The sequence below is a fragment of the Bacillus vallismortis genome, assembly GCF_004116955.1.
In the GTDB taxonomy this organism is placed as follows: domain Bacteria; phylum Bacillota; class Bacilli; order Bacillales; family Bacillaceae; genus Bacillus; species Bacillus vallismortis.
The window spans coordinates 2,475,843-2,490,953 of record NZ_CP026362.1 but is presented as its reverse complement, the minus strand read 5'-3'; the positions used below and the strand labels follow the sequence as shown (position 1 = coordinate 2,490,953).

At 44.6% G+C, this 15,111-nt stretch carries 12 protein-coding genes; 7 read left to right on the top strand and 5 right to left on the bottom strand.

What is annotated here, in order from left to right; genetic code table 11:
* Positions 1-99 precede the first annotated feature (99 nt).
* Positions 100-540: a nitric oxide-sensing transcriptional repressor NsrR gene (nsrR, locus tag BV11031_RS13405; protein ID WP_010329185.1), complete on the bottom strand. Its 441-nt coding sequence runs from the start codon at positions 538-540 to the stop codon at positions 100-102.
* Positions 541-650: 110 nt separating this feature from the next.
* Positions 651-2,177, bottom strand: coding sequence for a mechanosensitive ion channel (locus BV11031_RS13400; RefSeq protein ID WP_010329186.1), 1,527 nt, complete (start codon positions 2,175-2,177; stop codon positions 651-653).
* Positions 2,178-2,341: 164 nt separating this feature from the next.
* On the opposite strand from BV11031_RS13400, the gene spoVR reads away from it, so the two are divergent.
* Positions 2,342-3,748 (top strand): stage V sporulation protein SpoVR, encoded by a 1,407-nt coding sequence (gene spoVR, locus BV11031_RS13395; RefSeq protein ID WP_010329187.1) that lies wholly within the window; start codon positions 2,342-2,344, stop codon positions 3,746-3,748.
* Between the two features lie 30 nt (positions 3,749-3,778).
* Here the strand turns inward: spoVR and phoA are convergent, their stop codons facing one another.
* Positions 3,779-5,155, bottom strand: coding sequence for an alkaline phosphatase PhoA (gene phoA / locus BV11031_RS13390; protein ID WP_010329189.1), 1,377 nt, complete (start codon positions 5,153-5,155; stop codon positions 3,779-3,781).
* Between the two features lie 536 nt (positions 5,156-5,691).
* On the opposite strand from phoA, the gene lytE reads away from it, so the two are divergent.
* Positions 5,692-6,702 carry a peptidoglycan endopeptidase LytE gene (gene lytE / locus BV11031_RS13385; RefSeq protein WP_010329190.1) on the top strand — a complete coding sequence of 337 codons (1,011 nt, stop codon included), beginning with the start codon at positions 5,692-5,694 and terminating at the stop codon, positions 6,700-6,702.
* A gap of 69 nt (positions 6,703-6,771) precedes the next feature.
* Here lytE and citR read toward each other — a convergent pair whose 3' ends face one another.
* Positions 6,772-7,647 carry a transcriptional regulator CitR gene (gene citR / locus BV11031_RS13380; protein ID WP_129550775.1) on the bottom strand — a complete coding sequence of 292 codons (876 nt, stop codon included), beginning with the start codon at positions 7,645-7,647 and terminating at the stop codon, positions 6,772-6,774.
* 108 nt (positions 7,648-7,755) lie between these two features.
* Between citR and citA the strand changes: the two genes are divergently transcribed.
* The 4 genes from citA (at position 7,756) to BV11031_RS13360 (ending at position 12,923) form a co-directional block, all read left to right on the top strand.
* Entirely contained in the window at positions 7,756-8,856 is a 1,101-nt protein-coding gene (gene citA, locus BV11031_RS13375) for a citrate synthase CitA (RefSeq protein ID WP_010329194.1), read from the top strand.
* 73 nt (positions 8,857-8,929) lie between these two features.
* Complete coding sequence (locus BV11031_RS13370; RefSeq protein ID WP_010329196.1) at positions 8,930-9,799, top strand: SDR family oxidoreductase; 870 nt, start codon at positions 8,930-8,932, stop codon at positions 9,797-9,799.
* A gap of 250 nt (positions 9,800-10,049) precedes the next feature.
* Entirely contained in the window at positions 10,050-11,447 is a 1,398-nt protein-coding gene (gene bcaP, locus BV11031_RS13365; protein ID WP_010329197.1) for a branched-chain amino acid transporter BcaP, read from the top strand.
* Positions 11,448-11,567: 120 nt separating this feature from the next.
* Entirely contained in the window at positions 11,568-12,923 is a 1,356-nt protein-coding gene (locus BV11031_RS13360; RefSeq protein WP_010329198.1) for a sodium-dependent transporter, read from the top strand.
* A 33-nt stretch (positions 12,924-12,956) separates the two neighbouring features.
* On the opposite strand, the gene pdxR is transcribed toward BV11031_RS13360, so the two are convergent.
* Complete coding sequence (gene pdxR, locus BV11031_RS13355) at positions 12,957-14,360, bottom strand: MocR-like pyridoxine biosynthesis transcription factor PdxR (protein ID WP_010329199.1); 1,404 nt, start codon at positions 14,358-14,360, stop codon at positions 12,957-12,959.
* Between the two features lie 109 nt (positions 14,361-14,469).
* Here pdxR and BV11031_RS13350 point away from each other — a divergent pair, with 109 nt between their 5' ends.
* Positions 14,470-14,898, top strand: coding sequence for a GNAT family N-acetyltransferase (locus BV11031_RS13350; RefSeq protein ID WP_026014472.1), 429 nt, complete (start codon positions 14,470-14,472; stop codon positions 14,896-14,898).
* Positions 14,899-15,111 lie beyond the last annotated feature (213 nt).

The window sequence follows — 15,111 nt, the reverse complement described above, 5'->3', positions numbered from 1 at the left end:
ATCGGCAGCTTCGTCTCATCGTTTTGCCTTTTTTTTAAAACAGCCCAATTTTCTTAACAAAAAGGGGGAAAAAGGACATAAAAAAAGAAGGAATCTATATTATTCCTTCATTCTTAAAAGCATCATGATATCTTCCTTGTTTTTGACAAGGTCGCGCAGTGTATAGTTGTCTAAAACCGCAAGATAGGCCATAAGCGCTTCGTTTAACACATGCTTCAAGCCGCACACCGGAGAAATGACGCAGAGATTCTTGTTCGCATCAAAACACTCAACAATATTAAAATCGTCTTCCGTGTTTCTGACAACCTCACCAATATTGATGTCTTCAGGGGCCATGCCTAATCGTATGCCGCCGCCTCGTCCGCGTATCGTTTCTACGTAGCCGAGCTGGCCGAGCCTGTAGATGACTTTCATGAGGTGATTTTTTGAAATAGAATACGTTTCGGCAATCTGTTTTATGTTTGAAAGTTCTCCCGGACGTTCTGCCGCCAGAAAAATTAGCACTCTTAATGAATAATCTGTATAATTCGTTAATTTCATAATAAGACCTCGGAATAAGACATTTTCTATATCTTATCATAATCGATTGAAAAATGAAAAAAAAAGGAATTTAAACAAACGTGCACCCAGTTTGGGCGCACGTTTTTGGTTTACATGTTATGCGGCGGATTTTGGTTTTTGCCGTTTTTATCGATTTCAGTGTTTTGCATTTTGCGTTCAAATGCAGACAGATAACGTGATGCAAAATCCTTTCCGCCAAGGCCGAAGGATAAACCGAAAGCGAGGGCGAAGCCGCTAAGCACGATGATGAACGCGGAATTGACGATCGTGTCAGCGACACCAAGCTGATCCAAGGCCATAAAGAAAGCAAGTGCGATAATTGTATATTTGGCAATCGCCGCCAGAGACTTGAATTCTTGGCCTTTAATGATGCTCGAAAGCACTTTTCGCACCAATTCTCCAGCGTAGAGGCCGATTCCGAGAATGAATACGGCAACAAGGACATTCGGCAGATATGCGATAATGCCAGTTGCAATCTCTACGAGAAAATGGAGCTGAACAATTTGCAGCGCCTCCGCTGTGAACAGCAGGATGACAATGATTTGCGCAATCATACCGACAATTTGAGACAGGGACAGCTTTGCAGATGTTTCCGTTCCCATGCCCATTTTTCCTAACATAGAATCAAAGCCTGCGCGATGGAGCAGTCGGGACACCATGCTGTTCACCCATTTTCCTGCCCATATACCCGCTAAAACAAGCACAATGGCAATGATGATGTTCGGAAGCATGTTCAAAATGCTATTGAGCATAGAGACAGCCGGTTTCGAAATGCCGGCGACATCCAGCTGATCAAGCGCTGAAATGACAACCGGTATTAAAATCAGCACATAAGCGATTGTTCCGATGACCGCTGAAAGGCTTGTATCTTTTAAGTAAACCGATAAACCCATGCGTGCGGCGAATCGTTCCGTTCCGATGCTTGCAAGGAAATTTGTAATGATGTCACGCACAAGACGGGCTACAAGCCAGCCAATTAAAACGATAAGCGCGGCTGCGAATAATTTCGGCAGAAAAGCGAGCACGCTTTCCATCATATTTGTAAACGGACCTGAAATGCCGCTGATTTTTAAAGAAGATAAGACCCCCGGCAGGAAAACAAGCAGCACGAGATAAAAGACAACTTGTGAAGCGGCATTGACTGCCTGATGAATATCTTTTCCTTCAGAGACCACATTCCACTTGCGCAGTTTGTCACTCGTGTTCAGCTTCATCCCCATTTTTTTGACGAGGAAGCTCAAAACAGAGGCTGCAGCCCATCCTAACAGCAGAATGAGTCCGGCTTTCAGCACGCTTGGGATAGCCGCGGTAATGGCGGAAAGCATGCTGACAAACGGTGATGCCACTGTTGTCAGGTGCAAAATGTTAAAGAATAAAATAAAGACGATAATCAATGCGATAAAATAGACGACCTTGCTTATGACTTTTTCAGAGGAATAGCGTGATGGCTTTTTCCCAGCAAAAAGCTTGTCGTCAATTCTTGTTTTTCTGAGCCCTTTGTATACCGCTTTTTCAATAATTTTAGCGATAGCCCATCCGATTAATAAAACGAGTAGTGCAATGATTAAGTTTGGCAGCTTACTGAGATAAGAAGAAAGCATGTCTGCTACATTCAATTGGTATCGCTCCTTTTTTTCGTAATATGGTGTGTTATTACCCATTGGCAAAATCGGCAAACAGCTGAATGTGCCGGGTGAATTTTGTCTTGCACAAGTGCGGCTATCATCTTTTGCCAGGCGGGCTCATACATTATAGATAAGTCCAAGTAGGGGGGATTCGGTTGAACGCGGAGGAGAAGAAGGAATTACAGCGGGCAATTGAGGAAATTACCGAAATCGCAAAAGGATTCGGCCTTGATTTCTACCCGATGAGATATGAAATCTGCCCGGCTGAAATTATTTATACATTCGGCGCGTACGGGATGCCGACAAGATTCAGCCACTGGAGCTTCGGCAAGCAGTTTCATAAAATGAAGCTGCATTATGATCTTGGATTAAGCAAGATTTATGAGCTGGTCATTAACTCAGATCCGTGCTACGCTTTTTTGCTGGACAGCAACTCACTGATCCAAAATAAATTGATTGTCGCTCACGTTCTCGCCCATTGTGATTTCTTCAAAAACAACTGCCGTTTCCAAAACACGAAACGCGATATGGTGGAAAGCATGGCGGCAACGGCCGAGCGGATTAAGCATTATGAACAGGTTCACGGCATAAAGGAAGTAGAGGCTTTTTTAGACGCGATCCTATCGATTCAGGAACATATCGATCCTTCATTGGTCCGTCCGAAGCTCCTATGGAGTGTGGATGATGAGGAAGATGAAATGGAAGAGGCAGCAACGCCGTACGATGATTTATGGTCTTTGGATGAAAAGAAACCGAAAAAACAGATGAAAAAATCGAAAAAACCTTTCCCGCCGCGGCCGGAAAAGGATATTCTGCTTTTTATCGAGGAGCATTCCCGGGAGCTGGAGCCGTGGCAGCGTGATATTTTAACGATGATGAGGGAGGAAATGCTTTATTTCTGGCCTCAGCTGGAGACAAAGATTATGAATGAAGGCTGGGCTTCCTATTGGCACCAGCGAATTATACGGGAGCTTGATTTAACCTCTGATGAAGCGATCGAGTTCGCCAAGCTGAATGCCGGGGTTGTTCAGCCATCCAAAACAGGCATCAATCCTTATTATTTAGGGCTGAAAATTTTTGAAGACATCGAGGAGCGGTACAATAACCCGACGGATGAAATGAAGAAAATGGGCGTTCAGTCTGACTCGGGCCGGGAGAAGATGTTTGAGGTCAGGGAAATTGAATCCGATATTTCTTTCATCCGCAATTATTTAACAAAAGAGTTAGTCATGCGCGAGGATCTTTATTTGTTTCAAAAACAGGGCAGAGATTATAAAATCGTCGATAAAGAGTGGAGGTCGGTGCGCGACCAGCTCGTGAGCATGCGGGTAAACGGCGGGTTTCCGTATTTGACAGTAAACGACGGCGACTATATGAAAAATAACGAGCTCTATATTAAGCATTGGTATGAGGGCATAGAGCTGGATTTGAAATATGTAGAGAAGGTGCTCCCTTACTTATTCCAGCTATGGGGCAGAAGTGTGCACATCGAGTCTGTGCTTGAGGATAAGGAAGTCATGTTTTCGTACGATGGAAAAGGTGTTCACCGCAGGTATTTATAAAAAAAGAGGATGCAGCGTTCTGCATCCTCTTTATTTTCCTGTTTTCAAAATCTTAAATATGATGTTTGCCTGATCGGTGTTGTTCATCAGTCCTCGGAATTTTTCTTTTCCGGGGCCGTACGCGTAAACTGGCACTTCTTCACCGGTATGATCGGTACTCGTCCAGCCGCTGTTAGATCGTGTGTTAAATATCTTGATGATGGCTTTGTAGGCGCCTTTGCTTTTGTCAGCCTGCGCAGCGGCCTCAACGTTTTTGATTTCTTCTGGTGTGAATTCTAGATTTGTATAGCGGGCGAGCACATCTTTGACCGGTTTGCCTTCACTGATTTTTTTTGCCATAAATTCAGGTGTTTTTTTCGCGGCGAGAATCGGTTCTGCGTGCCAATTCTTTTCCCCGTTTGCGCCAATCGCAAATCCGCCGGTTGTATGGTCAGCGGTTGCGATGACAAGTGTATGTTTATCTTTTTTCGCAAAATCAATCGCGGCTTTATAGGCTTTTTCAAAGTCTTTAACCTCGCTCATGGCTCCTACTGTATCATTATCATGGGCCGCCCAGTCGATTTGGCTGCCTTCGACCATCAAGAAAAATCCCTTTTTATTTTGGTTCAAGCGGTCAATTGCTGAAACCGTCATATCTTTGAGAGACGGTGTTTTGCTGTCACGATCTAGCGCTTTGGCAAGCCCTCCGTCTGCGAAAAGCCCGAGCACCTGCTGATCTTTATTTTTCTTCAGGGCCTGTTTTGTTGTCACATAGCTATAGCCGGCTTGTTTAAATTCCTTCGTCAAATTCCTGTCTTTGCGATTAAAATAGGATTTTCCGCCGCCAAGCAATACGTCTATTTTTTGTTTGCCTTTTATTTTGTCATCCATATAGCTGTTGGCGATTTGGTCCATGTTTTTCCGTGATTCATTGTGGGCGCCGTATGCGGCTGGTGTAGCGTGGTTGATTTCAGACGTTGCGACGAGCCCGGTCGATTTTCCTTGCTGTTTGGCTTCTTCAAGCACAGATTTCACTTTTTTTCCGTTTTTATCGACGCCAATGGCATTGTTATATGTCTTTACGCCTGTCGCTAATGCTGTTCCGGCGGCTGCTGAATCTGTGATGTTATGGTCCGGATCATCCGGATGCGTCATCATCATGCCTGTCAGATTACGGTCAAATTCGGTCAGCTTCGGGTTATTTGGTGTTTCCCCGTTATTTTTCATGGATCTGTAGGCGTTTAAGTAAGGTGTTCCCATGCCGTCACCGATCATCACAATGACATTTCTGATCTCATCGTTGTCTTGTTTTTTGGCACTTGCTTTTTCGGCCTGCTGCAGTTCTGCACCGGCGAATATGCCGGCTGTAAGCACGGAAACAGCTGCGATTGGCAGCAGTTTAGATTTCATACTCTGAAACAAACTCATTTTTCACATGCCTCCCTTTTATGTATTCTATTTGTCATGTTAGAGGAATCTTGTTAAATGCGGTTATTCATCGTGTAAACATGAAGTAAAGCATTGTAAGGAAATGAAAACTGCTGTTTCGTTATCTTTCCTTTTTTCAATTAAAGCATTCGTTTTTCTGAAAAATCTTTACCTCTTTGTTCTTGCGTGATATGTTTATTTAAATAAAAAAACTGCGAACAACCGCAGCTTTCCTCGAATCTTCTTTATATCTCACTCTTCCGCATGTGAGTTTCTCCTAGTTTATTGCCATCTATTTCCTCAGTCGTGAACAATAGCCTTATGAACATGACAAAAGAGCGCGTTTTTTGTCACCTTTGAAATGAAAATGAAATATTTTATACCCTTAAAAACTTTTTTTAAAAACGAATAATTAAGTAATTTGTCATATGAAGTCAAGACTATTTCTGTTGGGAATCTATCCTTATAATAGAAAGCAATAAGATTAATTTAAAAAAGAGATACATATATAGATATAATTATTTGGGGAGGAAAATATGAAAAAGCAAATCGTTACAGCTACGACAGCAGTGGTTCTAGGATCGACATTATTTGCAGGAGCGGCATCTGCACAAAGCATCCAGGTGAAAAAAGGCGACACGTTATGGGGAATTTCTAGAAAATACGATACAACCATCAGTAAGATTAAATCAGAGAACAGCCTGCGTTCAGACACGATTTATGTGGGGCAGACTTTATCGATTAATGGTAAAACGTCAAGTTCAAAAAGCAGCAGTTCTTCCAGTTCTTCATCTTCTACATACAAAGTAAAGAGCGGGGACAGCCTTTGGAAAATTTCGAAAACATATGGCATGACAGTCAGTGAACTGAAAAAAATGAATGGATTAAAGTCAGACTTGCTTCGTATCGGACAAGTCCTGAAACTGAAAGGTTCAACAAGCTCAAGCAGCTCTAGTCCATCGAAGGTATCAACGTCTTCTACTTCTACTTATAAAGTGAAACGCGGGGATAGTCTGTCTAAAATCGCAAAGCAATACGGCACGACAGTTAGTCATTTAAAAAGCTTGAATGGCTTAAAATCAGATATGATCTATGTCAACCAAGTGTTGAAAGTGAAAGGGACAAGCACAAGCTCAAAAACTGTTTCTTCCGGCTCATCATCGTCAAGCAGCAAAGCCTCATCTACTACATCACTTAATGTGAGCAAGCTGGTTTCTGATGCAAAGGCGTTAATCGGAACGCCATACAAATGGGGCGGAACAACGACTTCCGGCTTTGACTGCAGCGGATTTATCTGGTACGTGCTGAATAAACAAACAAGTGTGAGCAGAACAAGCACTGCGGGATACTGGAGTTCTATGAAGAGCATTTCCAGCCCGTCTGTCGGTGATTTTGTCTTCTTCACAACATATAAATCAGGCCCTTCTCACATGGGGATTTATGTCGGTAACAACAATTTCGTTCATGCAGGATCGAACGGTGTTCAAATCAGCAGCCTGGACAACAGCTACTGGAATCCTCGTTACCTTGGAGCGAAAAGATTCTAATGTGAAAGGAAACCCGTTCATAGGAACGGGTTTTTTTCATTAGACGGAGCACATCCGCTTTGGTTGCTTCTAAAAATGAAAATGTGATAAAAAATCCAAGAATTTTTTTTCTTTCTTATTTTCATAGAGGGAGATTGCATAAGCGCCGGCATAGGGCAGAGAAACAGATTGATAAGGGATTTTGATCATCTGTTTTTCTGCCAATTCACGATTTACTGTAGATAAGGGCAGAAATGAAACTCCGAGTCCTTCCTTGATAAACCGTTTCGTTATATGTGTTTGAGTGACTTTCATTGTTCTCACAAATGGAAATGTCACTCTGACTTGACGGAGCAAGTCGTCCCAGTAATCAGGATGATTGTGGGTCAAAAGCAGGTATTGCTCAAGCAGCTCTTTGGCATCAATTTCTTTGTCTGCCATAAAACACTGATCAGGCGGAGCGACAAGGACAACAGGATCTTGATATAAGCAGTGGCAGGTTAAAGAGGAGGACTGTACCTTCAAACAGCTCAGTCCAATATCTGCTTCCCCGGCTTTAATCAGCGACGCGATTTCCGCCGACTCAAAAATCGTAACTGCGATTTCTGTTTCTGTATTCATTGCTGTGTACCGCTTCATGACAGAAGGAAGCACAGTATCTGCGATAAGGGGAGAAACCGCGAGCCGCAAGGTTTGAGAGTAGCCTTGTCTCACTCTGTGAAGCTCTGCCATGCTGTTTTCGTAATCATCAAGCAGCCTGAGCGCATACGGCAAATAAGCCCTGCCTTCATCAGTCAGCTGGATCTGCCTGCCCTTTCGTTCGAACAGTTTGCAGCTGATTTCTTTTTCTAATTGCTTGATATGTACGGTTACAGTGGGCTGAGATAAAAAAAGCGTTTCCGCCGTTTTCCGGAAGTTTTCATATTTCGCAGCAGTTACAAAGGTGTGAAGCCATTTGAAATCCATTTCTACTCTCCCTCTGATTAATATTTTTAATTAATTCCCTTTAAAATATTCAATATTTTTTAAATATTATATTTACTATAATAACAGAAAAGGATAGGGGGAATACAAATGGTACATTACGGATTAAAGGGAATTACATGTGTGGAAACAGCGATCAGCCATATTGACGGTGAAAAAGGCCGCCTGATTTACAGAGGCCATCATGCCAAAGACATCGCACTGAATCACAGCTTTGAAGAAGCCGCTTATTTGATCTTATTTGGAAAGCTTCCTGTATCGGAAGAATTACAGACATTTGAAGATCAGCTGGCTGCTGTGCGGCATCTGCCGGAACACATCGAGCGTTTGATTCAGTCACTGCCAAACAACATGAACGACATGTCGGTGCTGCGGACGGTTGTTTCAGCACTGGGGGAAAATACGTACACGTTCTATCCTAGAATAGAAGAAGCTATCCGGCTGATTGCCATCACGCCTTCAATCATTGCATATAGAAAACGATGGGCGCGCGGTGAACAAGCCATTGCGCCATCTTCCGAGTACGGACATGTCGAAAACTACTATTATATGCTCACAGGTGAACAGCCTTCAAAGGCAAAAAAGAAAGCGCTTGAAACATATATGATTCTGGCCATGGAGCACGGCATGAACGCATCCACTTTTTCGGCACGTGTCACATTATCTACAGAGAGTGATTTAGTGTCAGCCGTTACTGCCGCTCTTGGCACGATGAAAGGCCCGCTCCACGGAGGCGCCCCTTCTGCGGTGACAAAAATGCTTGAAGACATTGGAGAAAAAGAACATGCTGAAGCATATCTGAAGGAAAAACTCGAAAATGGAGAGCGCCTGATGGGATTCGGCCACAGGGTGTACAAGACGAAGGACCCGCGGGCAGAAGCTTTGAGACAAAAAGCAGAAGAGGTGGCCGGCCATGACCGCGATCTTGATCTTGCGCTGCATGTGGAAGCAGAAGCAATTCGTTTGCTTGACATCTACAAACCGGGACGCAAGCTGTACACAAATGTTGAGTTTTATGCGGCGGCTGTGATGAAGGCGATCGATTTTGATGATGAATTGTTTACACCAACCTTTTCAGCAAGCCGAATGGTAGGGTGGTGCGCCCATGTGCTGGAACAGGCAGAAAACAACATGATTTTCCGCCCATCGGCGAAATATACAGGCGCCATTCCTGAAGAAGTTCTTTCATAACACCTTTTGCCGTTTATTTGCTTCTATGACGTGGTAACGTTCAGTATCAAACACATGTCTAGGAGTGATGAATATGAACCCAATGGATAGACAAACAGAAGGACAAGAACCGCAGCATCAGGACAGACAGCCGGGCATAGAGTCAGAAATGAATCCGTTGCCTTTGTCAGAAGACGAAGACTATCAAGGTAGCGGAAAACTGAAAGGGAAAGTCGCCATCATCACTGGAGGCGACAGCGGAATAGGGAGAGCAGCAGCTATTGCGTTTGCTAAAGAAGGGGCCGATGTCTCGATTCTTTACTTAGATGAGCATTCGGACGCAGAGGAAACGCGTAAACGGATCGAAAAGGAAAATGTCCGCTGCCTGCTGATCCCGGGAGATGTCGGGGATGAGAAACATTGTGAACAAGCTGTGCAGCAAACCGTAGACCATTTTGGCAAACTTGATATCTTGGTGAACAACGCCGCTGAACAGCATCCGCAGGACAGCATTCTCAATATTTCAACAGAACAGTTGGAAAAGACATTTCGTACAAACATCTTTTCTATGTTTCATATGACGAAGAAAGCTTTGCCTCACCTGAAAGAGGGGAGTGCCGTCATTAATACAACATCAATTACCGCTTATGAAGGGGATACGGCGTTAATTGACTATTCCAGCACAAAGGGTGCGATTGTCTCCTTTACGCGGTCCATGGCGATGTCGCTTGTGGATAAAGGCATCAGAGTGAATGCGGTGGCGCCCGGTCCGATTTGGACACCTCTTATTCCGGCGACATTCCCTGAGGAAAAAGTGAAACAGCACGGCTTGGATACCCCAATGGGAAGACCGGGTCAGCCGGTTGAGCATGCGGGCGCCTATGTCCTGCTGGCGTCTGACGAATCTTCCTATATGACAGGGCAGACCATTCATGTGAATGGCGGGCGTTTTATTTCATCATGATTAACGAAAAACCAGCATAATAGCTGGTTTTTTTATGTGAGGAGATATTTCAAGATAAAAAATTGTCTATATTTCTGACAATTCTGTTTTCATTTTTGTGATTTTATATATAATATTGTGTAGGAGAAAGGAATGATTCGCTCACCGGTACAAATAGGGTGGAAAAAAAGAAAATAGGTCATTGTCACTCATTAATTCAGAAAATTCAAATAAATATATAAATAGATCATCAGTCTAGGGGTGAAGGGGAATGAAAGGGAGCGTATTTCGAAAGAAAAGCATTCAAGATTTAATCGCTGCGACGGGCGGTGAAAAATCTTTAAAAAGAGAATTAGGGGCATTCGATTTAACATTGCTTGGGATCGGCGCGATTATTGGCACAGGGATTTTTGTGCTGACGGGAACAGGAGCAGTCACGGCGGGTCCCGGGCTGACCATTTCATTTGTTGTGGCGGCGCTTGCCTGTTTATTCGCTGCCCTGTCTTACGCAGAATTTGCTTCAAGTGTGCCTGTTTCAGGTTCGGTTTATACATTCACGTATGCGACATTGGGAGAGCTTATGGCCTTTATTATCGGATGGGATTTAATTTTAGAGTACATGCTGGCGGTTAGCGCGGTGTCAGTCGGCTGGTCCGGTTATTTCCAATCATTTTTGTCAGGGATCGGCATTCATCTACCGGTTGCTTTAACAGCGGCACCGGGGGCGGTGGAGGGCACATTCACCATCTTTAATCTGCCTGCATTCGTGATTGTGATGGCGATAACGTTTTTGCTTTATTTAGGCATCAAAGAATCAAAAAGAGTCAACAACATCATGGTCATCTTGAAAGTGCTGGTCGTTCTGCTGTTTATCGCGGTGGCAGCCGTTTACGTGAAGCCGCATAACTGGCAGCCGTTTATGCCAATGGGCTTTGGCGGCGTATTCAGTGCGGCGGCGCTCGTATTTTTTGCTTTTATCGGATTTGACGCTGTCTCCTCTGCTGCGGAAGAGACAAAAAATCCTGCGAAGGATCTGCCTAAAGGCATTATTTTCTCTTTGTTGGTTTGCACAATTTTATATGTCACCGTATCAGCGATCATGACAGGGGTTATCCCGTTTGCCCAGTTTGCGGGCGTGGATCATCCGGTTTCCCTGGTTCTTCAAAGCGCCGGGCAAAACTGGGTGGCAGGCATCATTGATATTGGCGCCGTTTTGGGCATGACAACGGTCATGCTTGTCATGCTTTACGGACAGACACGTGTCATGTTTGCCATGTCGCGTGACGGACTGGTGCCGGGCTCACTCTCTAAGGTGCATCCAAAGCACAAAACACCTTATGTCGCCACTTGGTTTTTCGGAACGCTGTCGGCGCTCCTCGGCTCACTTGTTCCGCTTGATGAACTTGCAAAACTGGTAAACATCGGGACGCTGTCAGCATTTGTGCTCATTTCTGTGGCGGTGATCGTATTAAGAAAGAAACAGCCTGATCTTCCGAGAGCCTTTACATGTCCGGGGGTTCCGGTGATTCCAGGCCTGGCGATTGTGTTCTGCATGTTCTTAATCTTAAATCTTGGATGGGTGACGATTGTCCGCTTTCTTGTGTGGCTGTTAATCGGCTTGGCAATCTATTTCTTGTATTCAAGAAAGCATTCAAAATTAAACCAATAAGAAAGTAATCAAGAGAGCGGTCAAACAGGATGCGCTCTCTTTTCTGTTATTGGCAAATGAATCTATAGAAATGAAAACAAAAATAAGAGATAATATAGGCTGGAAAGGAAGTGACGTTTATTGTCTGAGCAAAAACCAGTCCAATGGGCTTCGAAAATCGGTTTCGTCATGGCTGCCGCCGGCTCGGCCATCGGCTTGGGCGCGATTTGGAAGTTCCCTTATGTAGCAGGGACCAATGGAGGAGGCGCCTTTTTTCTTATCTTTGTGTTATTTACCATCCTCTTAGGCTATCCGCTTTTAGTGGGAGAGTTTATATTTGGAAGACGGAACCAGACGAATGCCATTGATGCATATAAAAAAGAAGCGCCGCGAACAGCTTGGTTTCTCACGGGGTGGATCGGCGTAGCCGCCTGTTTCTTAGTGCTGTCGTTTTACAGTGTAATCGGAGGTTGGATTTTGCTGTATATCGTGAAAACAGCATCTGGTTCACTTACCGGGCTATCTCAAGCGCAGTTTGGAACCCTGTTTGCCTCTATTATCCAAAATCCGGTACAGACGCTCGCGGCTCAGTTTGTCTTTATGGTGCTGACTGTTATGGTTGTCGCCAGAGGGGTTCAAAAAGGGATTGAGCGGGTCAGCGCGGTGATCATGCCGATTTTGTTTTTATTATTTATTCTGCTCGTTCTTCGGTCTCTCACGCTTAATGGTGCGATGGAGGGCGTGAAATTTTTGCTTGTGCCGCATTTCGGCAATTTGACTCCGGAATCCATATTATTCGCGCTGGGACAGGCCTTCTTTACGTTAACACTGGGGGTTTCGGTGATGGTGACTTACAGCTCCTACTTGCCGAAAACGCAAAACATCCCGCGTTCGGCAGCCTCCATTGTCGTGATGAATATCATTGTGACACTCATGGCGGGTTTGGCCATTTTTCCGGCGGTTTTCTCATTCGGTTTTCAGCCAAATGAAGGGCCGACATTGCTGTTTACAGTGCTTCCAGCCGTTTTTGAACAGCTTCCGTTCGGCACGTTGTTTTTTATCGGCTTTCTCGTTGCGTTTTTATTTGCAGCCTTGACCTCAGCGTTTTCGATGGTTGAAATTATTGTCGCCACAATCGGAAAAGGGGACGAGAAGAAGAGAAAAAAACTGTCGTGGACGAGCGGGCTATTGATCTTCTTGGTCGGAATCCCTTGCTGCTTATCTTATGGGGTATTGAGCGATGTAAGCCTATTCGGTAAAACGTTTTTTGATATTGCCGATTTTACTGTCAGCAATGTACTGATGCCATTAGGCGCTCTGTTCATTTCGCTTTTTATTCCGCTCAAAATTTCGAAGCGCGAGCTCTTGGCAGAAATGAGAAACGGATCGAATGCAGGTAAAGCATTCTTTTACACATGGTTTTATTTGCTTCGTTTTATCGTGCCGTTGGCCATTATTATTGTATTCTTAAATTTAATCGGTATTTTATCATTTTAACAAAACAGGCTCCGTTCCCGGGGCCTGTTTTGCTTAACAAGCTGAGATCAGCGGTGTCCACGCCGTTTTCAGCTTTTGGATACCAAGCCAGATGTCCTCTTCTGACAATCCGCCATAACCGATTAAAACAGAAACATTTGGAGGACGCCCTATATAAGAGGGCGATACGGGATAGACGGACACGCCGTTATCGACAGCAGCCTTAATCGCTTCTTCTTCACTTGCCGGAAACAAAAGCCGCAGCAGGATATGAAGCCCGGAGTTTTTTCCGAGAACCTCAACGCTGTTCCCTAGTTCAGACCGTATGGCCTCTAATAGGACAGCGTGTTTTTTTCGGTAGAGAGCTCTCATTCTGTTTATATGCTTTTGCCATTCTCCGCTCTCGATGAAGTCTGCCAGTGCCATTTGAGAGTGGGAAGAGACCGTTTGCTTCATTAAGTGAGCGTTTTTTCTGACCGATTCCATGAGTAGAGGAGGCAAAATCATGTAGCTGAGCCGCAAGGAAGGAAGCAGTGACTTTGAAAAAGTGCCGAGATAGATGACTCTGCCATTCGGATCAAGACCCTGCAAAGACGGAATAGGCTGGCCGCTGTAGCGAAATTCTCCATCGTAATCATCCTCAATAATGAACGAATTTGCTTCCTTTGCCCAAGTGAGCAGTTCCTGTCTTCGGGTTATCGTCATAATGCCTCCGAGTGGAAACTGATGCGAGGGGGTTGTATACACGAGATAGGGATGTTTCGCTTTAAGCTCATCTGGCAGGACGCCTTCTTCATCAGAATAAATCGGAATGACATTCATGCGATTTGCTTCAAACATTCTTCTTGACCGGTGAAAGCCCGGTTCCTCAAAACCGATTTTTGTTCCGGGCTTTAGCGTAAGGCACAGAATCTGCAGAAGCACAGTTGTTCCCGCGCCAATCATGATCTGGCCGGGATCGCAATTAACGCCCCGTGACAGCCTGACGAAACGGGCAATCATGCGCCTGAGTTCGGGCTCTCCTTGAGGGTCTCCGGAGGTGTGGCCGGCATAGCGGTCCAGACTTTTTACTATGCTTTTTCTCCATGCGTTAAAGGGGAAGTGGGCCGGATCAACATTGCCTTGATGAAAGTCAATGGCAGGGGCGTTCTTTACATGTAAGACATGTTGCACAGACTGCTGAACATGGTCAGGAGCCGCTGGAAAGTCTGCTTCTACGCCCGCCGCGAACCAACCGATTTTCGGTTTGCTTTTGACATAGCCCTCAGCAGTTAATTGCTCATAAGCACGTTCGATTGTTGCTGTACTGACACCGAGCAAGCCGGAGAGCATGCGTTTTGACGGAAGCTTTGTTCCCTTCGTTATCCGCGCATGTGAAATTTCTTGTTTGAAAAAGGTATAAAGCTGCTCATACAGTGGTGTTTTGCTTTTTTTATCAAGAAACGGCGTGATATCCATCTCGAGTCTCCTTTATATCTGGCATGGTCATTTTTTCTGATATTGGCTATTTGGGAAGTGCCATTTATTCGCTATGATCATTGTAACGAAAGGAAAGGGGATTGAGAAGATGATTCATATGAAACAATTAACCACAAAAGAAGAATGGGCCGAGGCATATTCAGTCATGAGTGAATTGAGAACAAATCTTGATAAAGAGACGTATTTACAAAGGCTTGAAGCCTGTGTGCAGAAAGAATCGTATATGCTGTTTGCCTTATATGAAGGGACAGCAATCAGGGCGCTGTGCGGAGCGGTGCCGAGGGTTTCCATTCATAAAGGGGAGTATTTATGGATTGCAGATCTAGTAACTACCGCGCCTTGCCGGTCAAAGGGATACGGCAAATTGCTTTTAGATTATGCCGCAGACTGGGCGAGAAAAGCCGGACTTGGCTTTGTCAGCCTTTCATCTGGCCTTCACCGTAAAGACGCACACCGGTTTTATACAGGCAAAATGGGTTTTACGATAGAAAGCTACCTGTTTCGAAAGACGGTGTAATCCAAAAAAGACGCCCCTTCAGGCGTCTTTCAGCGTGTCGACAAACCCTCGCATTCGTTGTCAGTCCTGTGCGTTGGTGCTCACGAATTGCTACATTCGCTGTGCTCCAATGCTCGTCCTTCCTAGACTTCAAGGGTTTTCAATCACGCTGAAAAGATGACAAAGTCATAAAACGAAAACCGTTTTATGACTTTGTCAACAATCTGAAAGACG

Bases quoted from the DNA above. Each gene is read 5' to 3' on its own strand.
- citR (WP_129550775.1), bottom strand. From the start codon at position 7,647: ATGGATTTCAAATGGCTTCACACCTTTGTAACTGCTGCGAAATATGAA.
- pdxR (WP_010329199.1), bottom strand. From the start codon at position 14,360: ATGGATATCACGCCGTTTCTTGATAAAAAAAGCAAAACACCACTGTAT.
- citA (WP_010329194.1), top strand. From the start codon at position 7,756: ATGGTACATTACGGATTAAAGGGAATTACATGTGTGGAAACAGCGATC.
- bcaP (WP_010329197.1), top strand. From the start codon at position 10,050: ATGAAAGGGAGCGTATTTCGAAAGAAAAGCATTCAAGATTTAATCGCT.
- BV11031_RS13370 (WP_010329196.1), top strand. From the start codon at position 8,930: ATGAACCCAATGGATAGACAAACAGAAGGACAAGAACCGCAGCATCAG.
- nsrR (WP_010329185.1), bottom strand. From the start codon at position 540: ATGAAATTAACGAATTATACAGATTATTCATTAAGAGTGCTAATTTTT.
- lytE (WP_010329190.1), top strand. From the start codon at position 5,692: ATGAAAAAGCAAATCGTTACAGCTACGACAGCAGTGGTTCTAGGATCG.
- phoA (WP_010329189.1), bottom strand. From the start codon at position 5,155: ATGAGTTTGTTTCAGAGTATGAAATCTAAACTGCTGCCAATCGCAGCT.
- BV11031_RS13350 (WP_026014472.1), top strand. From the start codon at position 14,470: ATGATTCATATGAAACAATTAACCACAAAAGAAGAATGGGCCGAGGCA.